At 66.8% G+C, this 26,939-nt stretch carries 22 protein-coding genes; 17 read left to right on the top strand and 5 right to left on the bottom strand.

The genetic code is table 11. The features are described from left to right. Positions 1–217: 217 nt before the first annotated feature. The 3 genes from M2282_RS18925 to M2282_RS18935 form a co-directional block, all read right to left on the bottom strand. The gene (locus M2282_RS18925; protein ID WP_280810317.1) at positions 218–2,083 is read right to left on the bottom strand and encodes a phosphoenolpyruvate carboxykinase (GTP); all 1,866 of its coding nucleotides are present in this window, start codon (positions 2,081–2,083) and stop codon (positions 218–220) included. A 146-nt stretch (positions 2,084–2,229) separates the two neighbouring features. Next, positions 2,230–2,382 (bottom strand): hypothetical protein, encoded by a 153-nt coding sequence (locus M2282_RS18930; protein WP_280810318.1) that lies wholly within the window; start codon positions 2,380–2,382, stop codon positions 2,230–2,232. A gap of 90 nt (positions 2,383–2,472) precedes the next feature. Continuing rightward, complete coding sequence (locus M2282_RS18935) at positions 2,473–3,672, bottom strand: threonine ammonia-lyase (RefSeq protein ID WP_280810319.1); 1,200 nt, start codon at positions 3,670–3,672, stop codon at positions 2,473–2,475. 116 nt (positions 3,673–3,788) lie between these two features. On the opposite strand from M2282_RS18935, the gene M2282_RS18940 reads away from it, so the two are divergent. From M2282_RS18940 to M2282_RS18950, 3 genes are all read left to right on the top strand, one after another. After that, positions 3,789–6,113, top strand: coding sequence for an ATP-binding protein (locus tag M2282_RS18940; RefSeq protein ID WP_280810320.1), 2,325 nt, complete (start codon positions 3,789–3,791; stop codon positions 6,111–6,113). 48 nt (positions 6,114–6,161) lie between these two features. After that, a complete protein-coding gene (locus tag M2282_RS18945; RefSeq protein WP_280810321.1) occupies positions 6,162–7,790 on the top strand; it encodes a S41 family peptidase in 1,629 nt (542 codons plus the stop codon). Between the two features lie 153 nt (positions 7,791–7,943). Then, positions 7,944–9,137: a nucleoside hydrolase gene (locus tag M2282_RS18950; protein WP_280810322.1), complete on the top strand. Its 1,194-nt coding sequence runs from the start codon at positions 7,944–7,946 to the stop codon at positions 9,135–9,137. An 18-nt stretch (positions 9,138–9,155) separates the two neighbouring features. Here M2282_RS18950 and recQ read toward each other — a convergent pair whose 3' ends face one another. After that, positions 9,156–11,051 (bottom strand): DNA helicase RecQ, encoded by a 1,896-nt coding sequence (gene recQ / locus M2282_RS18955; RefSeq protein ID WP_280810323.1) that lies wholly within the window; start codon positions 11,049–11,051, stop codon positions 9,156–9,158. A gap of 303 nt (positions 11,052–11,354) precedes the next feature. On the opposite strand from recQ, the gene M2282_RS18960 reads away from it, so the two are divergent. The 14 genes from M2282_RS18960 (at position 11,355) to M2282_RS19025 (ending at position 25,945) form a co-directional block, all read left to right on the top strand. Beyond that, the gene (locus M2282_RS18960; protein WP_280810324.1) at positions 11,355–12,323 is read left to right on the top strand and encodes an ABC transporter substrate-binding protein; all 969 of its coding nucleotides are present in this window, start codon (positions 11,355–11,357) and stop codon (positions 12,321–12,323) included. Further along, positions 12,304–13,188 (top strand): ABC transporter permease, encoded by an 885-nt coding sequence (locus tag M2282_RS18965; RefSeq protein ID WP_280810325.1) that lies wholly within the window; start codon positions 12,304–12,306, stop codon positions 13,186–13,188. Before M2282_RS18960 ends, M2282_RS18965 begins: the two co-directional genes overlap by 20 nt. Then, the gene (locus tag M2282_RS18970; RefSeq protein ID WP_280810326.1) at positions 13,173–13,967 is read left to right on the top strand and encodes an ABC transporter ATP-binding protein; all 795 of its coding nucleotides are present in this window, start codon (positions 13,173–13,175) and stop codon (positions 13,965–13,967) included. The genes M2282_RS18965 and M2282_RS18970 overlap by 16 nt, the downstream gene beginning before the upstream one ends. Before the next feature lie 169 nt (positions 13,968–14,136). Further along, positions 14,137–14,874 (top strand): histidine utilization repressor, encoded by a 738-nt coding sequence (gene hutC / locus M2282_RS18975; RefSeq protein ID WP_280810327.1) that lies wholly within the window; start codon positions 14,137–14,139, stop codon positions 14,872–14,874. Between the two features lie 60 nt (positions 14,875–14,934). Then, entirely contained in the window at positions 14,935–16,494 is a 1,560-nt protein-coding gene (gene hutH, locus M2282_RS18980; RefSeq protein WP_280810328.1) for a histidine ammonia-lyase, read from the top strand. Between the two features lie 27 nt (positions 16,495–16,521). Continuing rightward, complete coding sequence (gene hutU, locus M2282_RS18985; protein ID WP_280810329.1) at positions 16,522–18,249, top strand: urocanate hydratase; 1,728 nt, start codon at positions 16,522–16,524, stop codon at positions 18,247–18,249. 115 nt (positions 18,250–18,364) lie between these two features. Continuing rightward, complete coding sequence (locus M2282_RS18990; RefSeq protein WP_280810330.1) at positions 18,365–19,099, top strand: IclR family transcriptional regulator; 735 nt, start codon at positions 18,365–18,367, stop codon at positions 19,097–19,099. Positions 19,100–19,142: 43 nt separating this feature from the next. Continuing rightward, complete coding sequence (locus M2282_RS18995; RefSeq protein WP_280810331.1) at positions 19,143–19,889, top strand: transporter substrate-binding domain-containing protein; 747 nt, start codon at positions 19,143–19,145, stop codon at positions 19,887–19,889. Positions 19,890–19,896: 7 nt separating this feature from the next. Next, a complete protein-coding gene (locus M2282_RS19000; RefSeq protein ID WP_280810332.1) occupies positions 19,897–20,565 on the top strand; it encodes an amino acid ABC transporter permease in 669 nt (222 codons plus the stop codon). 148 nt (positions 20,566–20,713) lie between these two features. Beyond that, positions 20,714–21,286, top strand: coding sequence for a HutD/Ves family protein (locus M2282_RS19005; RefSeq protein WP_280810333.1), 573 nt, complete (start codon positions 20,714–20,716; stop codon positions 21,284–21,286). Positions 21,287–21,306: 20 nt separating this feature from the next. Further along, positions 21,307–22,569 carry an imidazolonepropionase gene (gene hutI / locus M2282_RS19010; protein WP_280810334.1) on the top strand — a complete coding sequence of 421 codons (1,263 nt, stop codon included), beginning with the start codon at positions 21,307–21,309 and terminating at the stop codon, positions 22,567–22,569. After that, entirely contained in the window at positions 22,566–24,017 is a 1,452-nt protein-coding gene (locus M2282_RS19015; RefSeq protein WP_280810335.1) for a formimidoylglutamate deiminase, read from the top strand. The genes hutI and M2282_RS19015 overlap by 4 nt, the downstream gene beginning before the upstream one ends. 4 nt (positions 24,018–24,021) lie before the next feature. Next, positions 24,022–24,846, top strand: a complete 825-nt coding sequence (hutG, locus tag M2282_RS19020) for an N-formylglutamate deformylase (RefSeq protein ID WP_280810336.1) — start codon at positions 24,022–24,024, stop codon at positions 24,844–24,846. 40 nt (positions 24,847–24,886) lie between these two features. Continuing rightward, positions 24,887–25,945 carry a homocysteine S-methyltransferase family protein gene (locus M2282_RS19025; protein WP_280810337.1) on the top strand — a complete coding sequence of 353 codons (1,059 nt, stop codon included), beginning with the start codon at positions 24,887–24,889 and terminating at the stop codon, positions 25,943–25,945. Here M2282_RS19025 and M2282_RS19030 read toward each other — a convergent pair. Beyond that, positions 25,942–26,859, bottom strand: coding sequence for a LysR family transcriptional regulator (locus tag M2282_RS19030; RefSeq protein ID WP_280810338.1), 918 nt, complete (start codon positions 26,857–26,859; stop codon positions 25,942–25,944). The genes M2282_RS19025 and M2282_RS19030 overlap by 4 nt on opposite strands. Positions 26,860–26,939: the final 80 nt, after the last annotated feature.

A 26,939-nucleotide genomic window follows, 5' to 3' on the forward strand; every position in this document is an offset into this window, starting at 1 on the left:
ATGATAGTGCGGGTTCCCGTGTGAAAGTAGGTCATCGTCAGGCTCTTACAGCCCAGAAAACCCCAGTCAACATTGACTGGGGTTTTTTTGCTTTGGGCGAACGATTCGGACTCGCGATAAAAACGAATAACAGATCAACAGCTCAAAGCAATGGCGACCAATAAAAAAGCCCGGTGGGCAATCCACCGGGCTTTTTGCTATTGAGAGCCGCCGAAAATCAGGCAGCCAACCGTTGTTCGATAGCAGCTTTCGTTTCCGGGAGTTCCTTCGGCAGATGATGCGACAGCTGCTGGAACAGCTCGGCATGCAGCTTCAACTCCGCTTGCCAGGCTGCTTTGTCGATGCTGGTCACCGTAGCAAATTGCTCGGCGCTGAATTCCAGTCCCGTCCAGTTCAGGTCTTCATAACGCGGGCTCACGCCGGTGATGTGCTCGATGCCTTCGGTCTTCTTACCTTCCACGCGATCGATCATCCACTTCAGCACCCGCATGTTCTCGCCATAGCCAGGCCAGACGAACTTGCCGTCGGCGCCCTTGCGGAACCAGTTGGTCGTGTAGATCTTCGGCAGCTTCGCACCCGAGGCCTCGAGCTTCTTGCCGACGTTGAGCCAATGCTGGAAGTAGTCGGCCATGTTGTAGCCGGCGAACGGCAACATCGCGAACGGGTCACGGCGGACCACGCCTTGCTGGCCGCCGGCGGCTGCCGTGGTTTCGGAACCCATCGTTGCGGCCATGTAGACGCCCTCGACCCAGTTGCGCGCCTCGGTCACCAGCGGCACCGTCGTCGAGCGGCGGCCGCCGAAGATGAAGGCGTCGATCGCCACGCCCTTCGGATCGTCCCAGGCCTCGTCGAGCGCCGGGTTGTTGGTGGCGGCAACGGTGAAGCGGGAGTTCGGGTGCGCAGCCTTGGCGCCGGTTTCCTTGGCGATCTGCGGTGTCCAGTCCTTGCCTTGCCAGTCGGTCAGATGCGCAGGCAGGGCCTTGGTGTCCTGCTCCATGCCTTCCCACCAGACGTCGCCGTCGTCGGTCAGCGCCACGTTCGTGAAGATCACATCGCTGTTCAGGCTGTCCATGCAGTTCGGGTTGGTCAGCATGTTGGTGCCGGGCGCCACGCCGAAGTAACCCGCTTCGGGGTTGATCGCGTACAGGCGGCCGTCCTTGCCGGGCTTGATCCAGGCGATGTCGTCACCAATGGTCGTGACCTTCCAGCCTTCGAAGCCGGCGGGCGGCACCAACATCGAGAAATTTGTCTTGCCGCAGGCGCTCGGGAAAGCTGCCGCCACGTGGTACTTCTTGCCCTCGGGGTTCGTCACGCCGAGGATCAGCATGTGTTCGGCCAGCCAGCCTTCGTCGCGGCCCATGTTCGAGGCGATGCGCAGCGCGAAGCATTTCTTGCCCAGCAGGGCGTTGCCGCCGTAGCCCGAGCCGTAGCTCCAGATTTCGCGCGTTTCGGGGTAGTGAACGATGTACTTGGTCTTGTTGCAGGGCCAGGACACGTCCTTCTGGCCAGCTTCGAGCGGCGCACCCACCGTGTGCACGCAGGGCACGAATTCGCCGTCGGCGCCCAGCACCTCGTATACGGCTTTGCCCATGCGGGTCATGATGCGCATGTTGACTGCCACGTAAGGCGAATCGGAGAGTTCGATGCCGATGTGCGCGATCGGCGAACCCAGCGGCCCCATGCTGAACGGCACGACATACATCGTGCGGCCCTTCATGCAACCGTCGAAAAGCGGTTGCAGCGTGGCGCGCATCTCGGCCGGGGCCATCCAGTTGTTGGTCGGGCCGGCGTTTTCCTTCTCGTTGGAGCAGATGAAGGTGCGGTCTTCCACGCGCGCGACGTCGGTCGGGTCGGAGACCGCGAGGAACGAGTTCGGGCGCTTGGTGGGGTTGAGCTTCTTGAAGGTGCCTGCGTCGACCAGCTGCTGGCAGAGGCGGTCGTATTCTTCCTTGCTGCCGTCGCACCAGTAGATGGTCTCGGGTTTGCACAGCGCGGCCATGTCGGCCACCCAGGCAATCAATTTCGCGTTCTTGACGTATGAGGGCGCCTGAATGGTGAGGCCCTTCATCGTGGGTGCGTTCATCGGAAATCTCCTAAGTTGAAAAATCGTCTTTCCGAACGGGACGCCGAGCCTGTGTGGGCGCGGAGGTCCGTTTGAGAAAACGTTTCGCTCAGGGAGATTGCGTCAGCGCGGGCCGCACCGCCCGCGGACGACAGCCCAACAGGCTGTCAGGCCAAGTAGACAGCGATGGATGCCAGCAGAAGCATCAGCACGCCGCCGGCGAGCGGCAGCACGAGCGGCATCAGGTGAACGACCGATTCGACGGCGTCATGTTCGGCGGCTGCGGCGTGGCCGGGCTCGACGGGAGTGGGGTTGGACATCGGGAAGTACCTCGAATACACAAATGACAAAACTGGCGGCATTTTACCGGCGGGGGCCCGCGAAGCGGTCTAGGGGGTTGCGAGCCCCCGTCAGTGTTGCTCCTCGGCTTCGAAACCGGCGTCCTTCAGGGCCGTCAGCACGCTGGCCAGGTGGGCGCGGCCGCGGGTCTGCAGGACCAGCTCGATGTCGACGTTCTGGGCCGCCAGCATCGTGAACGCGCGCTGGTGGTGCACCTCGTCGACGTTAGCGCCCGCTTCTGCCACAGTGGCCGTGATTTCTGCCAACGAGCCCGGCACATCGCGTGCGCTCACACGCACCCGCGCCAGCCGGCCGGCCCTGACCATGCCGCGTTCGATGATGGCAGCGAGCAGCAGCGGATCGATGTTCCCGCCCGAGAGCACCAGCCCCACGCGCTTGCCCTTGAAGCGCTCTGGATGCCGGATCAGCGCTGCGAGCCCCGCGGCACCCGCACCTTCCACAAGGGTCTTTTCGATTTCGAGCAGCATCAGCACGCCCTGTTCGATATCGCCTTCGTCCACCAGCACTAGGTCGTCGACCTTGCTCGCGATGATCTCCCGCGTCAGCACGCCCGGCGTTCCGACCGCGATGCCTTCGGCGATGGTGCTCCGGCCTTGCACGTGGTGCGTGCCCTTGATGGCGTTGACCATGCCCGGGAAGCGCGTCGTCTGCACGCCGACGATCTCGATGCCGGGCTTGCGATCGCGTGCCGCGACCGCCATGCCGGCGATCAGTCCGCCGCCGCCAACCGCCACGACCAGCGTGTCGAGGTCGGGCACCACATCGAGCATTTCGAGCGCCACGGTGCCCTGGCCCGCGATGATGGCTTCGTCGTCGTAGGGGTGCACGAAGGTCAGCCCTTCGCGGTCGGCAAGCTCCAGCGCATGTGCGCGCGCCGCGTCGAGCGTGTCGCCGTGCAGCACCACCTCGGCGCCGAAACCACGCGTGCGCTCGATCTTCACGCCGGGCGTGAAGCGCGGCATCACGATCAGCGCCCGGAGGCCAAGCCGCTGCGCGTGATAGGCCACACCCTGGGCATGGTTGCCGGCCGACATGGCGATCACGCCGCGCGTGCCGGCTGCCGAAAGATCGACCAGCTTGTTGCACGCACCCCGTTCCTTGAAGGAGGATGTGAACTGCAGGTTCTCGAATTTCAGGAATACCTGCGCGCCGACGATTTCCGAGAGCGTGCGTGACTCGACGCAGGGCGTATTGAGCACCTGCCCCTGGAGGCGCACCGCGGCGCGCTGGATTTCTTCGATTCCGACCATGGCGCGCATTGTGGGCTGGAATCGCCGGATCAGGGTTTTTACCCTTTCGGCGTCTTCCCGAAGCCAAAAGTCTGCGTTATGGTCTCTCCACGAATTTCCTCGTTGGAGGTTGCCTGATGGTCAAGCGTGCGGGTGTCGATGTAGTGGCTGCTGCGGTACGCGGGCAGGCATTGCCTTCGCCCGGACTCAAGGAAGCGCCGGTGCTCGAGCTCATGTGCTCGCACTTCGTGCTCACGCTCGCAGCCAAGCAGGGGCCGCGCTTCAATGTGCGGCGCGATATCAACGGATTGCTCTCGCTCACGGGGCGCCATCTCGTGTGGCCCGCCCCCGTGCTGCAGCGATTGCGCGAGTTCCTCGGCCGCCGATGCGCCGGCAACGAAGCGTGGAAGGGCGTCGAGAATTTCGATGGGCGCACGCTGCTCGAACGCCATGGCGTGTGGCGCGGTCCGTATGAAGAAGGCACGCTCTTCTTCTACCTCGACGAATACGCGAAGGACCAACCGAAGGACTTGCTCTCGGTGCTCGCCGTCACACGCGACTGGCTCACGCATGCATTGCGCAAGCAATCGACGCTGGTCGAGAAAAACATCGACGCACTCGCGGGCCTCTTGCAACTCAACAAGGCAGAGCGCGCGCTGCTGCTCTACGGCACGCTCGCGCGCTACCAGCGCGACCTGCGTTCGCTGCTCGTCGAGTTCAAGGTCAACAACGCGCCCGAGGCCTACGCCGCCATCGCCGACATCGCGGGCGTGAATGCGAGCGAAGTGGGCGAGGCATTGCGCGCGGGCTCGCGGCTGGAGCGCATCGGGCTCGTGGAGAACCTGATCTCCGAACACAACATCACCGACCTCGCCGACCTCATGAAGGTCAGCGAGAAACTGCCACCGGTGCTGATGCGCGAGTACCGCGACCACAACGAACTGATGGCCGTGTTCACGCGGCCCTCTGCCAAGAGCGCGCTCACGCCGCACGATTTTTCCTTCGTCGAGGAAGACGCGCAGATGCTCGTCACGCTGCTGCGCGCCGCCGTTGCACGCAAGGAGCCCGGCGTCAACGTGCTGCTCTATGGCCCGCCCGGCACCGGCAAGACCGAGCTTGCCAAGGTGGTCGCGCAGGCCGCAGGGCTCGAACTCTTCGAAGTCGAATACGCCGACCGCGATGGCAATTCGCTGAGCGGCCGCGACCGCTATCGCTCGCTGCAGATCGCGCAGGTGTTCCTCAAGGGCAGCGCCCAGGCCGCACTGCTGTTCGATGAAGTCGAGGACGTGTTTCCGCCCATCAGCACCGAGGCTGCGCAGTTCATGGCGCGGGCCGAGCAGATTCCGGCGCCCACCAGCGGCAGCGTGAGCGGCAAAGCCTGGGTCAACCAGATCCTCGAGGCCAACCCGGTGCCGACGCTGTGGGTCACCAACCGCATCGAGCAGATCGACCCGGCGTTCCGCCGCCGCTTCGCCTACCACCTCGAACTCAAGTCGCCGCCCCCCGGCGCGCGCGAGCAGCTGGTGAAGAAGACGCTCGAAGGCGTGGTCGTCTCGGAAGCCTTCACCGCCAAGCTCGCCGAGCGCAAGGGCCTGACGCCCGCGCAGATCCGCACCGCGGTGCGCTTCGCAGGCCTGGCCAAGACCGACGATGCCTCGATGGAAGGACTCATCGAGCGCCAGCTGCGCAATGCCGACATGGCGCTGGGCACGCTCGACACCGGCCGCGGCGAGCGCCGCAACGTCACCACCTACGACCTCGACATGCTCAACGTCGAGACCCGCTTCGAGATCCCGCGCATCGTCGAGGCGCTCAAGGCGCGCGGCCACGGCACGCTGTGCTTCTACGGCGCGCCGGGCACCGGCAAGACCGCGCTGGCCGAGCACATCGCCCGCGCCGTCGGGCGGCCGCTGATCATCAAGCAGGCCAGCGACCTCATGAGCAAGTACGTCGGCGAAACCGAGCAGAACATGGCCGCCATGTTCAAGGAGGCCGAGGCCGAGAAGGCCGTGCTGCTGCTCGACGAGGCCGACTCCTTCCTGCAGGACCGGCGCGGCGCGCAGCGCACCTACGAGGTCACCGAGGTCAACGAGATGCTGCAGGGCATGGAGCGCTTCAACGGCGTATTCGTCTGCACCACCAACCTGCTCGAGCGGCTCGACCAGGCGGCGCTGCGGCGCTTCACCTTCAAGATCAAGTTCAAGCCGCTCACGGCCGTGCAGCGCGAGCGCATGTTCGTCACCGAGGCGCTGGCGGGCGATGCGGCGCTGCTGACCGGCGAAGTGAAAACGCGGCTCGCGCAACTGGCACAGCTGTGCCCGGGGGATTTCGCGGCCGTGAAGCGGCAAACCGATATCCTCGCGGTCGAGTTTTCGGCGGTGGAGTTTCTTGACCAGCTCGAGGCCGAGCACCGCATCAAGCCCGAGGTCCGCGAATCGCGCGGCATGGGCTTCGTTCAGTAAAGATCAACAAGCGCGTGTGTCCGTCAACACGGGCACGAGGAGGACGCCATGGGCTTTCGCAATACAGACCTGCGGCAGTTGCCGCGCCCCGGTGCATGGGCTGCTGCGGCAGCGCTTGCGGTTGCCAGCCTGCTGGCGGGTTGCGGCGGCGGCGGTGGTGGAGGAGGCGGAGGCGGCGGTGGTTTTCCGATCGTGGGCGGGACGCCGCCCCCCGTCAATCCGCCCGCCAGCGGCGGTGACGGCGGCCTCGTTCCGTCCTCCGAGGTCGCCGGCCTGTGCGCCGCGCCGCGCCGCGGCACCAACCCCGCGACCGGCGCAAGCTACCCCGACACGGCGGGCTCGCTCGACAACGAAAAGAGCTGGGTGCGCAGCTGGATCGACGAAACCTACCTTTGGTACCGGGAGGTGCCGGCCACGCTCAAGGCGGGCGACTACGCGACGCCCATCGCCTTCTTCAACGTGCTCAAGACGCCGCTCACCACGGACTCGGGCCGGGCCAAGGACCGCTTCCATTTCACCTACGACACCGAGGTGTACCGCCAGTTGTCGCAGAGCGGTGTCTCGGCAGGCTACGGCATGGAGATCGCGGCCGTGCGAACCACGCCGCCGCGCAACCTGCGCATTGCCTTTGTGGAGCCCGGCTCGCCCGCTGCCAATGCCGGCCTGCAGCGCGGCGCGAAGATCCTCGAGATCGACGGCGTCGATGCCGTCAATGCCACCGGCACCGCGAATGCCAACGTCATCAACCGCGGCATCACGCCGCAGGCGCTCAGCGAGTCGCACAGCTTCGTCTTCGAGGTGGGCGGCGTGCGGCAGCCGGCGGTACAGCTGACCTCGGCCAGCGTCACCAGCACGCCGGTGCAGAACGTCAAGACCATCGGCGACGCGGGCAATCGCGTCGGCTACCTGCTGTTCAACGACCACATCCTCACCGCCGAGCCTCAGCTCATCGCGGCGGTCAACAAGCTCAACGAGAACGGCGGCATCCAGGACCTGGTGCTCGACATGCGCTACAACGGCGGTGGCTCGCTCAACATCGCGAGCCGGCTGGCCTACATGGTGGCGGGGCCGGGTCCAACGGCCGGCAAGACCTTCGAACTGCTGACCTTCAACGACAAGAACCCGTTCCGCCGCTCGTTCCTGGACAACTTCACCCCGTTCTACAACACCAGCCGGGCCAGCCAGCCGTTGCCCACGCTCGGCCTCTCGCGCGTGACCGTGCTGACCAGTCCCGACACCTGTTCGGCCAGCGAGTCGGTGATCAACAGCCTGCGCGGCGTGGGCGTCACGGTCAACCTCGTCGGCGGCACCACCTGCGGCAAGCCGTACGGCTTCTATCCGCAGGACAACTGCGGCACCACCTACTTCGCGATCCAGGTCAAGGGCGTGAATCAGGCGGGCTTCGGCGACTATAGCGACGGCTTCACACCCAACGCCAATTGCACCGTGGCCGACGATTTCAGCCACCAGCTCGGCGACCCCGCCGAGGCGCGACTGGCTGCGGCGCTCGCGCTGCGCAACTCCGGTTCGTGCCCGGTGCCGGTGGCATCGTCCAAGGCCGCGGCGGGCATCGGTCTCGAAAAGGCCGCATCCGAAGACGCCGATCAGCCCCTTCTGCTCAACCGCTCGCCCTTGCGCGAGAACCGTTTGTTCGAGCCTTCGCCCAGCGCCAACTGAGACCCCTGCTAGAGGCCGCACGGAACCCCTGGCGGCCCGTGCTTGCCACCTGCGGACTTGCCGCTTAGAGTTTGGCAAACGTTTGCGCAATGCTTTGCGCACGTTTGTATTCAGTGCCTTTTGGACTGAAAACCAAACACCTAGGAGAAGCAGATGCGCAAGTTGCACAAATGGATCGGGGTGATGCTCGCCCTCGTCGTCGTGACCGTGGTGGCGGGCTGCGGCGGAGGCGGCGGTGGCAACGACGGCTTCGGACTCGCCCCCGGTTTCGGCGCAGCCCCTGCGCCCGCGCAGAAGATCATCATCGACAGCGACTACAACACCATGAGCGACGACGGCCAGCTCGGCGTCATGGCCGCGCAGCTGCATGCGCAGGGCAAGGTCCAGGTCATGGGCATCAGCGTGGTCTCGGGCAACCAGTGGCTCAGGCAGGGCGTGGCCGATGCGCTGATGTCGGTCGAGCGGCTCGGCGTGGGCGACCGCATCGGCGTGTACGTCGGTGCGAACTACGCGCTCAACCACAGCTTCGCCGACGTCGAGGCCGAGATGGCCGCCGGTGCGGGCGGCGACGGCTACCTGGGCGCCTGGAGCGGCCCCGAGCCCAAGAGCGACGCCGACCTCAAGCCTTCACCCGACGGCTTTGCCACGCGCACGCTGGTGCAGCGCAAGAGCGCGGTCGACTTCATCATCGACACGGTCAAGGCCAACCCGAACGAGATCGCCATCCTGGCCATCGGCCCGCTCACCAACATCGCGCTGGCGGTGAAGAAGAGCCCCGAGATCGTGCCGCTGATCAAGAAGATCATCTACATGGGCGGCGCCATCGACGTGCCGGGCAACACCACCAAGGCCGCCGAGTTCAACTGGTGGTTCGACCCCGACGCCGCGCAGTTCGTGGTGCGCCTGCCGATCCCGCAGGTGATCGTGCCGCTGGACGTGACGGACACCGTGTTCCTCACCAAGCCGATCTACGACCGCATCGCCCACCCCGCCAAGCCGACCGCGGTGACGGAGGTGTTCCGCAAGCTCAACGGCTACGGTTTCAGCGGCACGAACGGCTTCGAGAACAACCCCGACTACACCCAGAACATCTGGGACACCCTCGCGCTCGCCTACCTGATCGACCCGGCCTACGCCACCAAGACGGTGGAGCGCTATGTCGACGTGATCGCCAAGCCGGGCGCGGCGGACAACGGCCGCTCCATCGGCTACGCCTCGCAGCCGGCAGGCCCGACGCTGCAGAAGATGACCGTGGTGCAGCGCTTCGACAACACGCGCTTCTTCAACCTTTTCGTCGACCTGCTGACGCGGCCCGTGCCGATCACGCTGCCCGCAACAACGAACTGAAGAGGGGTTGCTGCGGGTTCAGAACGCCGAGCACACGCGCAGCACCTCGGTCCCGTAAGCCTCCAGCTTCTTGGTGCCGATGCCGCTGATGCCCTGCAGGTCTTCGAGCGTCGCGGGTGCGCGCTCGGCAATCGATGCCAGCGTGGCGTCGTGGAAGATCACATAGGCCGGCAGGTTGTGTTCCTTGGCCACCTCGCCGCGCCAGGCCTTGAGCGCCTCGAAGCGCTTCTTGCCGGTGTCGTCGAGCTTGGCGGCGGCCGGCGAGGGCGCGCCCTTGGCGGTTTTCTCACGCCGCGTCTTGCGCTCGGTGGGTGAGGAAATCGATTCGCGCAGACTCACCACAGCCTCGCCCTTGAGCACCGCGCGCGATCCCTCGGTGAGCTTGAGCGTGTTGAAGGCTTCCGCATCGACCGCCAGCGCGCCCGTGGCGATCAGCTGGCGCAGCACGCCGCGCAGCTGCACCTCGCTGAACTCCGCGCCCAGTCCGAAGGTGCTGATGCGCTCGTGCCCGAACTGCTTGACCTTCTCGGTCTCCTTGCCGCGCAGGATGTCCATGATGTGCCCCGCGCCGAAGCTGATGCCGCTCTGCTGCTGCACGCGGTAGATGGTGCTCAGCAGCTTGCGCGCGGCATCGGTGCCGTCCCACACCTGCGGCGGGTTCAGGCAGTTGTCGCAGTTGCCGCAGGGCGTGCTCTTCTCGCCGAAGTAGCCCAGCAGGCGCACGCGCCGGCAGTCGCTCGCCTCGGCCAGCGAAAGCAGCGCATCGAGCTTGCCGCGCATCACCTGCTTGAACTCTTCGCCGGCCGGGCTCTCGTCGATCATGCGGCGCTGGTTGACCACGTCGTTCAGGCCGTAGGTCATCCAGGCATCGGCGGGGGCGCCGTCGCGGCCGGCGCGGCCGGTTTCCTGGTAGTAGCCCTCGATGTTCTTGGGCATGTCCAGATGGCCTACGAAGCGCACGTCGGGCTTGTCGATGCCCATGCCGAAGGCGATGGTCGCGACCATCACGATGCCTTCCTCGCGCAGGAACCGGTCCTGGTGCCTCTGGCGCACCGCGGCATCGAGGCCCGCGTGATACGGCAGGGCATTGATGCCGGCGCCCTGCAGCGTCGTCGCGAGCTCTTCCACGCGCTTGCGCGACTGGCAATAGACCACGCCCGCATCGCCCTCGTGCTCGCGCTCGATAAAGCGCAGCAGCTGCGTGGTCGCGTCCTTCTTCTCGACGATGGTGTAGCGGATGTTCGGCCGGTCGAAGCTGGAGACGAACTGGCGCGCCTCTTCCAGCTGCAGCCGCTCGACGATGTCGGCGCGCGTGAGCGCATCGGCCGTGGCGGTGAGCGCGATGCGCGGCACGCCCGCGTAGCGCTCGTGCAGCACGGTGAGCGCGCGGTATTCGGGGCGGAAGTCGTGGCCCCACTGGCTCACGCAATGCGCCTCGTCGATCGCGAACAGCGAGAGCTTGCCGCGCTCTTTCAGCGAATCGAGCTGCGACAGGAAGCGCGGCGTGTTGACGCGCTCGGGCGCCGCGTAGAGCAGCGTGATCTCCCCGCGCAGCATGCGGCGCTCCACGTCCTGCGTCTGCTCCCAGTCGAGCGTGGAATTGAGGAACGCCGCATTCACCCCCGCCTCGTGCAGCGCGCCGACCTGGTCGTGCATCAGCGCGATCAGCGGCGACACCACCACCGCGATGCCGCGCCCCGCACGCTGCCGCGCGATGGCCGGGATCTGATAGCAGAGCGACTTGCCGCCGCCCGTGGGCATCAGCACCAGCGCGTCGCCGCCGCCCACCACGTGATCGACGATGTCCTGCTGGGCCCCGCGGAACTGCGAGTAGCCGAAGACTTCGTGGAGGATTTCAGCCGGTGCGGTGCTGCTGCCGGGGGCGTCGAGGGGATGGGGTGCGAGGGAGGACACGGGCTGCGGAGGCGGACGTCGGGAGGGGATGAAAGGGGAACTGACGGGAGGGCGGTCGATTGTCCCCCAGCCACCCGGTTATGACTGTGGCATGAGCTTTGCAATGGTGATCCCCGTCCCGCCGCCTTTCTTGTCTAGACAGCAATCTGGTGCATCTTCCTTAAGAAATGCACCGAAAAAGCCCTCTCGGGTTATCCTGTATATACAAGTTGGGGCGCTTGGCAACAATGCGAGGCGAGCGCAGTCCGAAGCCCGGGGCGCATCGCCGAGCCATCTCTCTCAAGAACGGAACCAGGAGTACCCATGGTCAAGACGGTAGTTGTGAAAGTCGCTTCGCTGCTGGCAGCAGGTGCATGTGCAGCGGGCATGGCCGGAACGGCCGCCGCCCAGGACACCAAGATCTCGCTCGGCATGTCCGGCTGGACCGGCTTCGCGCCGCTCTCGCTGGCCGACAAGGCCGGCATCTTCAAGAAGAACGGGCTGGACGTCGAACTGAAGATGATTCCCCAGAAAGACCGCCACCTGGCTCTCGCCTCCGGCGCCATCCAGTGCGCGGCCACCACCGTGGAAACGCACGTCGCCTGGAACGCCAACGGCGTGCCCATCGTGCAGATCTTCCAGATGGACAAGTCCTACGGCGCCGACGGCATCGCGGTGCGCAACGACGTCAAGACCTTCGCCGACCTCAAGGGCAAGTCCATCGGCGTGAGCGCCCCCGGCACTGCGCCGTACTTCGGCTTGGCCTGGATGCTCAGCAAGAACGGCATGAGCCTGAAGGACGTGAAGGTCGTCTCGCTGGAGCCGCAGCCCGCCGCGCAGGCCTTCGTGGCCGGCCAGAACGACGCCGCCATGACCTACGAGCCCTACCTCTCGACCGTGCGCGCCAACCCGGCCGCCGGCAAGATCCTGGCCACCACGCTCGACTACCCGATGGTGATGGACACCGTCGGCTGCGCGCCGACCTGGCTCAAGGCCAACCCCAAGGCCGCCGCCGCGCTCACCAAGTCGTACTTCGATGCGCTGGACATGATCAAGGCCGACCCGGCCAAGTCGAACGAACTCATGGGCTCGGCCGTCAAGCAGAGCGGCGAGCAGTTTGCCAAGTCGTCGGCGTACCTGCGCTGGCAGGACAAGGCCGCCAACCAGAAGTTCTTCGCGGGCGAACTCACCACCTTCATGAAGGAAGCCGCGGCGATCCTCTTGGAAGCCGGCGTGATCCGCAAGGCGCCTGAAGACTACGCAGTCACCTTCGATGCAAGCTACGTCAAGTAAGGCGCTGCCGCAGCAGGTGCCGCCCTGCGCGGCATCGACCACGGGCGCCGTTTCACCTCAACCCGCGGTGGTGCCCGTGCGCCGCCGCGCGTTCGCGCCGCTCGAACCCATCGGCGCCCGTGCGCGCGTGCTGCTGGGGCTCGGCTTCTTCGTCGTGTTCGTGCTCGTGTGGTCGCTCGCCACGCTCGGCGGCTTCGTGTCGCCGACCTTCCTGGCGAGCCCGCCGACCATGGTCAAGGAAGGCTGGCTGCTCTTCACCGAGTACGGCTTCATCGGCGACATCGGCATGACCGTGTGGCGCGTGTTCGGCGGCTTCCTGCTGGCTGCAGTGTTCGCGGTGCCGCTGGGCATCGCGATGGGCACCTGGAAAACGGTCGAGGCCTTCTTCGAGCCCTTCGTCTCGTTCTGCCGCTACCTGCCGGCCTCGGCCTTCATTCCGCTGCTCATCCTTTGGGCGGGCCTGGGCGAAATGCAGAAGCTGCTGGTGATCTTCATCGGCTCCTTCTTCCAGATCGTGTTGATGGTGGCCGTCACCGTGGGCGGTGCGCGGCGCGACCTCGTCGAGGCCGCCTACACGCTGGGAGCGAACAGCCGCGGCATCGTGGCGCGCGTGCTCATTCCGGGCGCCGCGCCCGGCATCGCCGAAACGCTGCGCCTCGTGCTCGGCTGGGCGTGGACTTACGTGATCGTGGCGGAGCTGATCGGCTCGTCCTCGGGCATCGGCCACATGATCACCGACAGCCAGGCGCTCTTGAACACCGGGCAGATCATCTTCGGGATCATCGTGATCGGCGTCATCGGCCTGTTGTCCGACTTCGCTTTCAAGGCGATGAATCGCCGTCTGTTCGCATGGGCCGCGCTGTGAAGAACCAGCTTTCCATTCAAGGCGTCTCGCGCGTCTTCACCGGCACCAAGGGCCAGAGCACGCAGGCATTGCTGCCCATCAACTTCGAGGTGAAGGAGAACGACTTCGTCACCATCCTCGGCCCCTCGGGCTGCGGGAAGTCGACGCTGCTGCGCATCGTGGCGGGGCTCGACTTCCCGACCACCGGCCAGGTGATGCTCGACGGCGAGCGCATCGAAGGCCCGGGCGCCGACCGCGGCGTGGTGTTCCAGAGCTACACGCTGTTCCCGTGGCTCACGGTGGCGCAGAACATCCGCTTCGGCCTGCGCGAGCGCGGCATGAGCGAGGCCGACCAGAAGGAGCGCAGCGAGTTCTTCATCGCCAAGGTCGGCCTGCGCGGCTTCGAACATCACTTTCCGAAGCAACTCTCGGGCGGCATGCAGCAGCGCACCGCGATTGCGCGCGCGCTTGCCAACGACCCCAAGATGCTCTTGCTCGACGAGCCCTTCGGCGCGCTGGACAACCAGACGCGCGTGCTGATGCAGGAGCTCTTGCTCGGCATCTGGGAGTCGGCGCAGAAGACGGTGCTCTTCGTCACGCACGACATCGACGAGGCGATCTTCATGGCCAATCGCGTGGCGGTGTTCAGCGCGCGGCCGGGGCGCATCAAGACCGAGATCGCGGTGGATTTTCCGCATCCGCGCAGCTACACGATCAAGACCTCGCCGGAGTTCATGGACATCAAGGCGCGCCTGACGGAAGAAATCCGCGCCGAGTCGATGGCTGCGGCGGAGCATTAAGAAGGTATGAACGAACCCGCCATGCCCGCTCATCCCGCCCAGACACACCCGCTCGGCGTTGCAAATGCTCGCCATAGCCCGAGCTATGGCTGCGCTTTGCGCCTTGATCGGGCGCGCCTGGGCGGGCTGCTCGGGCACGCCGGATTCATTCACACCTTCTGACCGCACGATGAAACGCGACCTGCCGACCCTCGCGCTCTACGCGCAAGTCAAGGATCACATCTCCCGCAAGATCCAGGACGGCACCTGGCCGCCCGGCCACCGCCTGCCTTCGGAGCACGAGCTGGTCGCGCAGTTCGGCATGGCGCGCATGACGGTGAACCGCGCGCTGCGCGAGCTGGTGGAGCAGGGCCGCATCGTGCGCGTGGCGGGCGTGGGCAGTTTCGTGGCGGAGAACAAGCCGCAATCGACGCTGCTGCAGATCGCCAACATCGCGAGCGAAATCCGCCAGCGCGGCCACGACTACCGATGCGAGATGCTCGCGGTCGAGCGCATCGCCGCCTCGCCCGACGTGGCCGCGTGGCTCGACCTGCGCGCGGGCGACTCGGTGTTCCACAGCGCCTGCCTGCACCTGGAGAACGACACGCCGGTGCAGCTTGAAGAGCGCTACGTCAATCCGCAGGTCGTGCCCGATTACCTCGAGCAGGACTTCAGCGCGATGCCCCCCAGCGAGTACCTGGTGCGCAACGTGCCCTTCGACCAGATCGAACACGTCGTCGATGCCGTGCTGCCCAACGCCGAACAGGCCGAGCGGCTCGCAATGGAAGTCACCGATCCCTGCCTCCTGCTCACGCGCCGCACGTGGACGCGCAACACGCCCGTGACCTGGGTGCGCTGCCTGCATCCCGCGTCGCGCTACAGCCTGGGCAGCCGCTTCCGAGCCGACGGCAACCCCAGCTTCGGGTAGCTTTTTTCGTCTCGCAGAACGATCGTTATCTCTCGCAACTACTTGTATAGACAGGTTCACATGCCAAGCAATCACAAAGCTTCCTCCGACACCACCCTGACCCTCACGCCCGGCAAGGTCGATCTTGCGATGCTGCGCCGCATCCAGGCTGGCGGCGTGCGGCTTGTGCTCGATCCGTCGGTGCTCGACGGCATGCAGAAGGCCGAGGCGGCGGTGCGCCACATCGTCGAGAACGACCAGGTGGTCTATGGCATCAACACCGGCTTCGGCAAGCTCGCGAGCACGCGCATCGGCAACGACCACCTGGCCGAATTGCAGCGCAACCTCGTGCTCTCGCACAGCGTGGGCACGGGCGAGCCGCTGGCCGCGCCGGTGGTGCGCATGATCCTCGCGACCAAGGCGGTGAGCCTGGCGCGCGGGCACTCGGGCGTGCGGCCCGCGCTGGTCGATGCGCTGTTGGCGCTGTTCAATGCGGGCGTCACGCCCAGCATTCCCTGCAAGGGTTCGGTCGGCGCATCGGGCGACCTCGCGCCGCTCGCGCACATGGCCTGCGTGCTGATCGGTGAGGGCGAAGCGACGCTGGCTGACGGCAAGAAGGTCAGCGGCGCCGAAGCGATGCGCAGCATCGGCCTCGAACCCTTCGTGCTCGGCCCCAAGGAAGGCCTCGCGCTGCTCAACGGCACGCAGGTGTCGACTGCGTTGGCACTCGCCGGCCTCTTCGGTGCGGAAGACGTGTTCGCTGCAGCGCTGATGTCGGGTGCGCTCTCGCTCGAAGCGATCCAGGGTTCGATCAAGCCCTTCGACGCGCGCATCCACGCCGCACGCGGCCAACCCGGCCAGATGGCAGTCGCCGGCGCCGTGCGCACGCTGCTCGAAGGCAGCGAGATCGTCCCGTCGCATGCCGACTGCGGCCGCGTGCAAGACCCGTACTCGGTGCGCTGCATCCCGCAGGTGATGGGCGCCTGCCTCGACAACCTCGCGCATGCGTCGCGCGTGCTGGTCATCGAAGCGAACGCCGCATCGGACAACCCGCTCGTGTTCTGCGACACGGGCGAAGTGATCTCGGGCGGCAACTTCCACGCTGAGCCGGTCGCCTTCGCGGCCGACATCATTGCGCTGGCCGTGAGCGAAGTCGGCGCGATCGCGGAGCGCCGCATCGCGTTGCTGCTGGACACGGGCCTGTCGGGCCTGCCGCCGTTCCTGGTGCGCGATGGCGGCCTGAACTCCGGATTCATGATCGCGCAGGTCACGGCCGCTGCACTCGCGTCGGAGAACAAGTCACTCGCCCACCCCGCGAGCGTCGACAGCCTGCCCACGTCGGCCAACCAGGAAGATCACGTCTCGATGGCCACCTTCGCCGCGCGCCGGCTCGGCGACATGGTCAACAACACCGCGGTGGTGGTCGGCATCGAAGCGATGGCCGCCGCGCAAGGCATCGAACTCAAGCGCGGGCTCAAGAGCTCGCCGCTCGTCGAAGCAGAATTCGCGGCCATCCGCCAGAAGGTCGCCTTCCTCGAACGCGACCGTTACCTCGCCCCCGACATCGAAGCCATGCGCCAGTGGGCGCTCAAGGCCGAGCTGCCGGCCGCGCTGCTGAACATCCTGCCCAGTCACTCGTAAAACATCACTCGCTAGGAGAACCACGCCATGAACGCTCCCGAAAAATTCGCCCTGAACAACACCGACCTCGCCGATCCGCGCCATGACCCCACGCGCGTGATCCGCGCCCCGCGCGGCAGCACGCTCAACTGCAAGAGCTGGCTCACCGAGGCGCCTTACCGCATGCTGCAGAACAACCTCGACGCCGAGGTGGCCGAGCGTCCGCAGGACCTCGTGGTGTACGGCGGCATCGGCCGCGCTGCGCGCAACTGGGCCTGCTACGACCAGATCCTTGCGTCGCTGAAGGAACTGAACGACGACGAGACGCTGCTCATCCAGTCGGGCAAGCCGGTCGGCGTGTTCAAGACGCACGAGAACGCACCGCGCGTGCTGCTCGCCAACTCGAACCTCGTGCCCAAGTGGGCCAACTGGGAACACTTCAACGAGCTCGACCGCCTGGGCCTCTTCATGTATGGCCAGATGACGGCCGGCAGCTGGATCTACATCGGCAGCCAGGGCATCGTGCAGGGCACCTTCGAGACCTTCGTCGAAGCCGGCCGCCAGCACTACAACAACAGCTGGGCAGGCAAGTGGATCCTCACGGCCGGCCTCGGCGGCATGGGCGGTGCGCAGCCGCTTGCTGCCACGCTGGCCGGCGCTGTATCGCTCAACATCGAGTGCCAGCAGTCGAGCATCGACTTTCGCCTGCGCACGCGCTATGTCGACAAGCAGGCACGCGATATCGACCATGCCTTCGAACTCATCAAGCAGCACACCGATGCGAAGGAAGCCGTGTCGATCGCGCTGCTGGGCAACGCGGCCGACATCCTTCCGGAACTGGTCAAGCGCGCGAAGGCCGGCGGTATCAAGCCCGATCTCGTGACCGACCAGACCTCCGCGCACGACCTGATCAACGGCTACCTGCCCTCGGGCTGGACCGTGCCGCAATGGCAGGCCGCGATGAAAGACGCGTCGCAGCACGACGCGCTCACGAAGGCGGCTGCGAAGTCTTGCGCCGTGCACGTGCAGGCCATGCTCGACTTCCAGGCCATGGGCATTCCCACGGTCGACTACGGCAACAACATCCGCCAGGTGGCGTTCGACGAAGGCGTGAAGAACGCCTTCGACTTCCCCGGCTTCGTGCCCGCGTACATCCGCCCGCTCTTCTGCGAAGGCAAGGGCCCGTTCCGCTGGGTGGCGCTCTCGGGAGACCCCGAAGACATCTACAAGACCGACGCCAAGATCAAGGAGCTGTTCCCCGAGAACACGCACACCCACCGCTGGCTCGACATGGCGCGCGAGCGCATCGCCTTCCAGGGCCTGCCCGCGCGCATCTGCTGGCTGGGCCTGGGCGAGCGTCACATCGCGGGCCTGGCCTTCAACGAGATGGTGAAGAACGGGGAGCTGAAAGCGCCCATCGTCATCGGCCGCGATCACCTCGACACCGGCTCGGTCGCCAGCCCCAACCGCGAAACCGAAGCGATGAAGGACGGCACCGATGCGGTGAGCGACTGGCCGCTGCTCAACGCGCTGCTCAACACCGCGGGCGGTGCCACCTGGGTCAGCCTGCACCACGGCGGCGGCGTCGGCATGGGCTACTCGCAGCACTCGGGCGTGGTGATCGTGTGCGACGGCACCGATGCCGCGGCCAAGCGCATCGAGCGCGTGCTGTGGAACGACCCGGCCACCGGTGTCATGCGCCATGCGGATGCGGGCTACGACATCGCCGTCGCCACCGCGAAGAAGCAGGGCCTGAAGCTGCCGATGGTGCGCTGAGCGGGCCTTGCCGCGAAAGCCGGTAAGACAAAGGTAGAAGTAAAAATCCGGCCCATTCCCACCCGGTGGGAATCGGGGCTTGGAAGTGAGAACGGCGAGCAAGATACTGCCTGCGATGACGCCCCCGACCGATGCCCCCGCCCACAACGACCGCGCGCTGTTCGTGCTGTCGGTGCTGGCGCAGAGCAAGGTCGCGATGACGGCGGCCGAACTGGTGCAGGCCACGGGCCTCGTCAAGAGCACGCTGTACCGCCAGATCGCCACGCTGCGCCGCTGGGGCTTCGTGATGGAGTCGGACGGGCGCTACTCGCCGGGCCCGGTCAGCGTGCAGCTGGCCAGCGGCTTCGACGGCAACTCCGACCTCGTCATGGCCGCCCGCGCCGACATGCGCGCGCTGGTGCAGCAGAGCCACGAGAGCGTGGCGCTGGTCACCGCGGTGAACGACCGCGTGGTGTGCCTGGAGATGATCGACAGCGAACATTCGCTGCGCTGCTCGTTCGACCGGGGCCGCAGCGTGCCGGCCAGCGACGGCGCGAGCGCCAAGTGCCTGCTCGCGCACATGCCGCTCGACCAGCGCGACGCCTTGCTCGACGGCCTCGGTGAAAGCGCCGTGCGCCGTGCCGAACGCGCCGCCGAGCTCGATGCGATTCGAGAGGCGGGTCATGCCGTGACGCAGGGCGAGGTCGATGCCGGCGTCTGGGGCGCGAGCGCACCGGTGCTGGCCTCGGGCCGGCGCCTGCGCGGCGCGATCACGCTCATGGCGCCGATCACGCGCGTCCAGGGCATGGAAGCTGCATTGCTCCACATGACCGTCGTCACGGCGGCCCGCATCTCCCGCGCGCTGCAGTAGCCAGTCGCTCCTACCTTTTTCAAACCCACGGAAGCCCCGCCTCATGAACACCCGTCGCACTCTTTTCACCGTTGCCGCCGCCGCTCTCTTCGGTCTTGCTGGCGCCGCACACGCGCAGGGCGAGCCGCTGCGCGTGGCCACCGATGCCACCTTCCCGCCGATGGAGTTCGTGGAGAACGGCAAGCGCACCGGCTTCGACGTGGAATTGGTCGAAGCCATCGGCAAGACGCTGGGCCGGAAGGTCGAATGGATCGACATCGACTTCAAAGGGCTCGTGCCGGGCCTCATTTCCAAACGCTTCGACATGGCCGTCTCGGCCATCTACATCACCGACGAGCGCAAGAAGGTGGTCGACTTCACCGTGCCCTACTACGCAGGCGGCCTCGTGGTGATGGTGAAGGACGGCAACACGGCCATCAAGGCGCCGGCCGACATCAACGGCAAGAAGGTCAGCGTGCAGGTGGGCACCAAGTCCGTCGCCTTCACGAAGGAAAAGTACCCGCAGGTGCAGCTGATGGAAGTCGAGAAGAACCAGGAGATGTTCAACCTCGTGGACATCGGCCGCGCCGACGCCGCCGTCACCGGCAAGCCCGCCGCCTACCAGTACGTGCGCACGCGCGGCGGCCTGAAGGTGCTGCCCGAGCAGATCACCACCGAGGAATACGGCATGGCCATCCGCAAGGACACGCCCGAGCTCACCAAGGCGGTGAACGGCGCCATCGAGAAGCTGAAAGCCGACGGCACCTACGACCAGATCGTGAAGAAGTGGTTCAGCGCCAACGCCAAGTAAGCAGGCAATGGATCTCGACTTCTCGCCGGTCTGGCAGGGCTGGCCCGACCTGCTGCGCGGTGCGCTCGTCACGGTGGAAATCACCGCGTGCGCGCTCGCCCTCGGCTGCGTGCTCGGCCTCATCGTCGGCATCGGGCGGCTGAACCCGAAGCGGCGCTGGATCTACGGCGTGTGCACCGCGTATGTGGCGGTCATTCGCGGTACGCCGCTGCTGGTGCAGCTGTTCATCCTGTTCTTCGGCCTGCCGCACTTCGGCATCCTGCTGCCCGCATTCCTGTGCGGCGTGCTGGGGCTCGGCGTGTACTCCGGCGCGTACGTCTCGGAGATCGTGCGCGGCGCGATCCAGTCGATCGACAAAGGCCAGACGATGGCCGCGCAGTCGCTTGGCATGACGCCCGGCGTCGCGATGCGCCAGATCGTGCTGCCGCAGGCGGTGGTGCGCATGATTCCGCCGCTGGGCAACGAGTTCATCGCGCTCATCAAGAACTCGGCGCTGGTGTCGCTGCTGACGATTCACGACGTGATGCACGAGGGGCAGAAGATCATCAGCGTGTCGTACCGGTCGCTGGAGGTGTACTTGGCCATCGCGCTCGTGTACTTCGTGCTGACCGGCACGATGACGCTGGTGCTGCGGCACTTCGAGCAGAAGCTGCGGCAAGGCGGGTTGATGCGATGAACATGCGCGCGCGTTTTGAATTTCTCCCTCCCCTCCCGGGGGAGGGCAGGGGTGGGGGCACGACGGCCTCGACCCAGGCACGGCGCTCGTTGGGCGCTGCCCCCATCCCAGCCTTCCCCCGGAAGGGGAAGGAGCAAGAGGGACGGTCATGAGCAAGGTGACTCGTTTCACGCGCGCCACGCTGCCCGCCACGCCCTGGAAAAACGGCGGCGGCACCACCCAGGAGATCGCAAGCTGGCCGCAGGGCGCCGCGCTCGACAGCTTCGGCTGGCGCGTGAGCATCGCCACCATCGCCGCCGCAGGCCCGTTCTCCGTGTTCCCCGGCATAGCCCGCAGCATCATGCTGCTCGAAGGCGACGGGGTGCGGCTCTTCACGCACGACGGGCGCATAGAACACCGACTCGACGTGCCCCACCAACCGTTCGCCTTCAGCGGCGATGAAGCGATCGACTGCACGCTGCTGGGCGGCGCCTCGAACGATTTCAACGTGATGACGCGCCATGGCCAGTGGCGTGCCGATGTGCAGGTGCTGGACCATGCCGCGGCCATCGGAGCCGCACCGCACGGCGTGCTGCTGGCGCTGCGCGGCGCATGGCGGTTGAACGACGAACACTGCGCCGAAGGCGAGGGCTTGCACTGGGCCGACGTGCCGCAGGCATGGCACGCGGTGCCGGAGAGCGAAGACGCGCGGCTGGTGGCCGTGCGCATCGTGCCGGCGTAACCTGCAGAAAGAAGAAGACGATGAACCCTGCAAACACATATCCATCGGCAGACGGCCTCTGGACCGGCCTGCGCCTTGCGACCGACGCCAGCGTCGAAGCCGCCATCGTGGTCGCGCAAGGCGAGATCCGCTGGGTCGGCGCGCGCAGCGCATTGCCGGCCGAGTTCGCGGGCCTTGTCGCGCATGACGGCGGCGACGCGCTCGTCACGCCCGGCCTCGTCGATTGCCACACGCACCTGGTCTACGGCGGCCAGCGCGCGAACGAATTCGCGATGCGGCTCGCGGGCGCCACGTACGAAGAAGTGGCGAAGGCCGGCGGCGGCATCGTCTCGTCGGTGCGCGCCACGCGCGAGGCCGATGAAGACACGCTCTTCGCGCAGGCCGCACTGCGCCTCGAACAGCTGTTAGCCGATGGCGTATGCGCCATCGAGATCAAGTCGGGCTACGGCCTATCGCTGGAACACGAGCGCAAGCAGTTGCGCGTGGCGCGGCGCCTCGGCGAAGCCTATGGCGTCACGGCGCGCACCACCTTTCTAGGCGCACACGCCTTGCCGCCCGAATACGCGGGGCGCAGCAGCGACTACATCGATCTCGTCTGCCGCGAGATGCTGCCCGCACTCGCGGCCGAGGGGCTGGTCGATGCGGTGGATGTGTTCTGCGAACGCATCGCCTTCTCGCTCGAAGAAACCGAGCAGGTCTTCCAGGCCGCGAAGGCTTTGGGCCTGCCGGTCAAGCTGCATGCCGAGCAACTCTCCGACATGGGCGGCGCCGCGCTGGCCGCGCGCTATGGCGCGCTCTCGTGCGACCACATCGAGCACCTGTCGGCCGACGGCATCGAGGCGATGCGCCAGTCGGGCACCGTGGCCGTGCTGCTGCCCGGCGCCTACTACACGCTGCGCGACACGCACCTGCCGCCCATCGAAGCGCTGCGCGCCGCGGGCGTGCCGATGGCCGTGTCCACCGACCACAACCCCGGCACGTCCCCGGCGCTGAGCCTTCTGCTGATGGTGAACATGGCGTGCACGCTGTTCCGCCTGACGGTGCCTGAGGCGCTCGCAGGTGTCACGGTGCATGCGGCGCGCGCGCTGGGCCTCGAGGCCACGCACGGCGCGATTGCCGTGGGCATGCCCGCGAACTTCATGCTGTGGAACGTGCGCGATGCGGCCGAACTCGCGTACTGGTTCGGCCAACGGCCGCTGCGCACCGCGGTGCGCCAGGGCCGCATTTGTATTTCTTTCCCCTCTCCCTCTGGGAGAGGGCAGGGTGAGGGCCTGCGGCCATGAATACGACGACGGCGTTATCGAAGGCCGACAGCCCTCGCCCCAACCCTCTCCCAGGGGGAGAGGGAGCAAGACAAACACTCTTCGCAGCCGATGCGCTGCTGCCCGCGGGCTGGGCAAAGAACGTCCTGCTGACGTGGAACGACGCCGGCCAGCTCACGCAAGTGCAGTCCGCCGCGCAATCCCCCGCAGGCGCGCAGGTGGCGACGGGCCCCGTGATCCCCGGCATGCCCAACCTGCATTCGCACGCCTTCCAGCGCGCCTTCGCGGGCCTCACCGAACACCGCGCCGAACAGCACGACAGCTTCTGGAGCTGGCGCACGCTGATGTACCGCTTTGCCGCGCGTCTCGGTCCGCAGCACATGGAAGCCATCGCGACCTGGCTCTATGCCGAGATGCTCGAAGCGGGCTACACCAGCGTGTGCGAGTTCCAGTACGTGCACCACGACGCCGACGGCCGCCCCTATGCCGACGACGCGACGCTGAGCCTCGCGCTGCTGCGCGCCGCACAGAAGACCGGCATCGGCTTCACGCTGCTGCCGGTGCTCTACCAGACCAGCGGCTTCGGCGACCAGCCGCCCAACGAAGGCCAGCGCCGCTTCGTGCGCTCGACCGAATCGATGCTGCGCCTGCTCGAAGCGCTCAAGCCCGCGTGCGATGCGCAGGGCGCGCGCCTGGGCATGGCGCCGCATTCGCTGCGCGCAGTGCCGCCCGAGGCGCTGCGCGATGCCGTCGCGGGCCTCGAAGCCATCGACCGCACGGCACCGATCCACATCCACATCGCCGAGCAGACCAAGGAAGTGGACGACTGCATCGAGTGGAGCGGTCTGCGCCCCGTCGAATGGCTGCTGGACCATGCACCGGTCGATGCGCGCTGGTGCCTCGTCCACGCGACGCACATGAACGATGCCGAGTACGAGTACGCCGCCAAGAGCGGGGCGGTCGCGGGCCTGTGCCCGACGACTGAGGCGAACCTCGGCGACGGCATCTTCGATTTTTCCAAGTGGCGCAGCCATGGCGGCGCATGGGGCGTGGGCTCCGACAGCCACGCCAGCGTCAACGCGGCCGAAGAATTGCTGATGCTTGAATACAGCCAGCGTTTGGCCAAACGACAGCGCAACGTCGGCGCGAGTGCGGCACAACCGCATGTCGCCACCGCGCTCACGCTCGAAGCGGTGCAGGGCGGGGCGCAGGCCTCCGGCCGCGCGGTCGGCGGGCTCGCTGTGGGGCAGCAGGCCGACTTCGTCGTGCTCGATGCGGCGCACGTTGCGTTGCAGGGGCTGCCCGCGCCCGACATGCTCTCGGCCCACGTCTTCGCGAGCCACCGCACCTCCGCCATCGATGCGGTCTGGGTGGCCGGCCGCGAGCGCGTCTCGGCCGGACGCCATACGCTGCACGACGAATCCGCGTCCGCCTTCGTGGCCGCGCGCACCCAACTTCTCAAGGATTGAATCCATGGCCTTCACAACCGCCGAACCGGCGTTCCGCTTCCGCCAGGGCACGCGACCGCTGCTGATCTCGATGCCGCACGTCGGCACCCACGTGCCGCCCGCGCTGGCGGCCCGCCTCACCGACGAGGCGCGCCATGTGCCCGACACCGACTGGCACCTCGAGCGGCTCTACGACTTCGCCGATGAACTCGGCGCCTCGGTGCTCGTGGCCACGCACTCGCGCTACGTGATCGACCTGAACCGTCCGCCGGATGGCGCCAGCCTCTACCCCGGCCAGAGCGTCACCGGCCTGTGCCCGGTCGACACCTTCGACGACACGCCGGTCTACGCATCGAGCGACGACCTGCCGGACGACGAAGAAGTGGCCCGGCGCCGCGACGCGATCTGGCACCCGTACCACCGCCAATTGCAAGCCGAGCTCGACCGCCTGAAGGCCGCCCACGGCACCATCGCGCTGTGGGACGCGCATTCGATCCGCTCGGTGCTGCCGCGCTTCTTCGAAGGCAAGCTGCCCGACCTGAACCTGGGCACGGGAAACGGCACGAGTTGCGATCCGGCGCTGGCCGCCACGCTGCTGGGCATCGCTGAATCGGCAACGGGCTACACCGGCGTGCTCAACGGCCGCTTCAAGGGCGGCCACATCACGCGCCAGTACGGCAACCCGGCCGGCGGCGTGCATGCAGTGCAGCTGGAGATGACGCAGTCGAGCTACATGCAGGAAACGCTGCCCTTCGACTACCTGCCCGAGGTGGCAGCAGGCGTGCAGCCGCACGTGCGGCGGATGATCGAGGCGGTGCTGGCCTTCGTCGAAGGCCAGGCAAAGCACTGACGGGCGGCAGGGCAAGCCTGCTTTTCTACAATCGCAGGTTATGAAGCCCGTCATCTATACCCGCGGCCAGGCATTGGCCGGCATCCTCGAAAAGCGCATCGCCATCCTCGATGGCGCCATGGGCACGATGATCCAGCGCTTCAAGCTCACCGAGGCGCAGTACCGCGGCGAGCGCTTCAAGGACTTCGAGCGCGACGTGAAGGGCAACAACGAGCTGCTCTCGCTCACCCGGCCCGACGTGATCTCCGACATCCACGAGGGCTACCTCGCAGCGGGCGCCGACCTCATCGAGACCAACACCTTCGGCGCGACCACCATCGCGCAGGAGGACTACAAGATGGCGCACCTGGCGCGCGAGATGAACCTCGAATCCGCCAAGCTCGCGCGCGCGGCCTGCGACAAGTTCAGCACGCCCGACAAGCCCCGCTTCGTGGCCGGCGCCCTCGGCCCGACGCCCAAGACCGCGAGCATCAGCCCCGACGTGAACGACCCGGGTGCACGCAACGTCGATTTCGAATCGCTGCGCGCGGCCTACTACGAGCAGACCGAAGCGCTGGTCGAGGGCGGTGCCGACGTGATCCTGGTCGAGACCATCTTCGACACGCTCAATGCCAAGGCGGCGCTGTTCGCGGTGGACGAGTACTTCGACAACAGCGGCGAGCGCCTGCCACTGATCATCAGCGGCACCGTGACCGACGCCTCGGGCCGCATCCTGAGCGGCCAGACCGTCACCGCGTTCTGGCACAGCGTGCGGCATGCGCGCCCGCTGGCCATCGGCCTCAATTGCGCGCTGGGCGCGGCGCTGATGCGCCCCTATATCCAGGAACTGGCGCGCGTGGCGGGTGACACCTTCATCAGCTGCTACCCGAACGCGGGCCTGCCCAACCCGATGAGCGACACCGGCTTCGACGAGACGCCTGACGTGACCTCGCGCCTGCTGCACGAGTTCGCGGCCGCGGGGCTGGTGAACATCGTGGGCGGCTGCTGCGGCACCACGCCGGACCACATCGCGGCCATCGGCAAGGCCGTGGCGCCGGTTGCGGGACGCGCGCTCGGCAGCAACAGCGCCGGCTTCTACCGCGAAACCGAGACCGCCTAGGTCGCGGCCGCTGCGTGCGCGGCCGCCTGCCGATCCCGCGCGATCAGCGCCACGAAGCGCTGCGCGCCCAGCCCCAGCGGGCGCTCCCTTGACCACACCACATCGACCCAGAGGTCCAGCCCGTTGCCGAGGTTCTCGAACGGGATTTCGACCAGCGCACCCGCCGCCACATGCGGCCGCGCGAAATTGCGCGGCAGCCAGCCCCAGCCGAGGCCTGCGGTGATCAGGCTCAGCGCGGCCAGCGCGTTGTCGGTGCGCCAGACGTGGCGCGCGAACACGAAACGCGGATCGCTGGTGGCCAGATCGCGCCCGGCGACGACGATCTGCCGGGTGTTCGTGAGGTGCTCTTCCCGCAGCCGCTCGCCGGCCGCCGCGACGAGCGCCGGGTGGTCGGGGGCCATCACGGCCACCATGGTGTCGCTGCCCACTTCCTGAAAACCTTCGCGGCCGTCGAGGCTCGGGCGTTCGAACACCAGCGCCAGTTGCGCGCGGCCGCTGTGCAGCAGTGCCAGCGCGTCGGCTTGCGGCGCGGCCAGCACCTCGACCTGCAGCAGCGGGTATTCCTGCGCCAGTTCAGCCAGCGGCCCGCTCCAGGGGGCGGCCAGGAGTTCGGGCGCGATGGCGAGCGTCAGGCGGTTTTCCAGCCCTTGGGTGAGCGCGAGCGCCTGCACCTGCAGTTGCTTGAGTTGTGCCGCGAGCATCCGCGCCTGCGGCTCCAGCGAGCGGGCGGCGGCGGTGGGCTGCGGTTCGCGGCCCTTGCGGTCGAACAGGGGCAGGTCGAGCTCGGCCTCCAGGCTCGCGATGGCCATGCTGACGGCCGACGGCACCTTATGAAGCGCCCGCGCGGCAGCCGAAAAGGAGCCGTGGTCGATCACAGCCAGGAACACCTCGACGTTGTCGCTGGAAAAGGCCATGGCGTCCGATCTATCAATTTAATTGAAACAAGATGACTTTTTATATCAGTAAATGGCAAATAAAGTTCAGCCATCGCATT

Source organism: Variovorax boronicumulans (assembly GCF_029892485.1).
Classification (GTDB): Bacteria; Pseudomonadota; Gammaproteobacteria; order Burkholderiales; family Burkholderiaceae_C; genus Variovorax; species Variovorax boronicumulans_B.

Coding starts and splice junctions, on each gene's coding strand:
- hutH (WP_280810328.1), top strand. CDS start 14,935: ATGCCAAGCAATCACAAAGCTTCCTCCGACACCACCCTGACCCTCACG.
- M2282_RS18930 (WP_280810318.1), bottom strand. CDS start 2,382: ATGTCCAACCCCACTCCCGTCGAGCCCGGCCACGCCGCAGCCGCCGAA.
- hutU (WP_280810329.1), top strand. CDS start 16,522: ATGAACGCTCCCGAAAAATTCGCCCTGAACAACACCGACCTCGCCGAT.
- M2282_RS18935 (WP_280810319.1), bottom strand. CDS start 3,672: ATGGTCGGAATCGAAGAAATCCAGCGCGCCGCGGTGCGCCTCCAGGGG.
- M2282_RS19015 (WP_280810335.1), top strand. CDS start 22,566: ATGAATACGACGACGGCGTTATCGAAGGCCGACAGCCCTCGCCCCAAC.
- hutI (WP_280810334.1), top strand. CDS start 21,307: ATGAACCCTGCAAACACATATCCATCGGCAGACGGCCTCTGGACCGGC.
- M2282_RS18995 (WP_280810331.1), top strand. CDS start 19,143: ATGAACACCCGTCGCACTCTTTTCACCGTTGCCGCCGCCGCTCTCTTC.
- M2282_RS18950 (WP_280810322.1), top strand. CDS start 7,944: ATGCGCAAGTTGCACAAATGGATCGGGGTGATGCTCGCCCTCGTCGTC.
- hutG (WP_280810336.1), top strand. CDS start 24,022: ATGGCCTTCACAACCGCCGAACCGGCGTTCCGCTTCCGCCAGGGCACG.
- M2282_RS18960 (WP_280810324.1), top strand. CDS start 11,355: ATGGTCAAGACGGTAGTTGTGAAAGTCGCTTCGCTGCTGGCAGCAGGT.
- hutC (WP_280810327.1), top strand. CDS start 14,137: ATGAAACGCGACCTGCCGACCCTCGCGCTCTACGCGCAAGTCAAGGAT.
- M2282_RS19000 (WP_280810332.1), top strand. CDS start 19,897: ATGGATCTCGACTTCTCGCCGGTCTGGCAGGGCTGGCCCGACCTGCTG.
- M2282_RS18945 (WP_280810321.1), top strand. CDS start 6,162: ATGGGCTTTCGCAATACAGACCTGCGGCAGTTGCCGCGCCCCGGTGCA.
- M2282_RS18990 (WP_280810330.1), top strand. CDS start 18,365: ATGACGCCCCCGACCGATGCCCCCGCCCACAACGACCGCGCGCTGTTC.
- M2282_RS19030 (WP_280810338.1), bottom strand. CDS start 26,859: ATGGCCTTTTCCAGCGACAACGTCGAGGTGTTCCTGGCTGTGATCGAC.
- M2282_RS19025 (WP_280810337.1), top strand. CDS start 24,887: ATGAAGCCCGTCATCTATACCCGCGGCCAGGCATTGGCCGGCATCCTC.
- M2282_RS19005 (WP_280810333.1), top strand. CDS start 20,714: ATGAGCAAGGTGACTCGTTTCACGCGCGCCACGCTGCCCGCCACGCCC.
- M2282_RS18970 (WP_280810326.1), top strand. CDS start 13,173: ATGGGCCGCGCTGTGAAGAACCAGCTTTCCATTCAAGGCGTCTCGCGC.
- M2282_RS18965 (WP_280810325.1), top strand. CDS start 12,304: ATGCAAGCTACGTCAAGTAAGGCGCTGCCGCAGCAGGTGCCGCCCTGC.
- M2282_RS18940 (WP_280810320.1), top strand. CDS start 3,789: ATGGTCAAGCGTGCGGGTGTCGATGTAGTGGCTGCTGCGGTACGCGGG.
- M2282_RS18925 (WP_280810317.1), bottom strand. CDS start 2,083: ATGAACGCACCCACGATGAAGGGCCTCACCATTCAGGCGCCCTCATAC.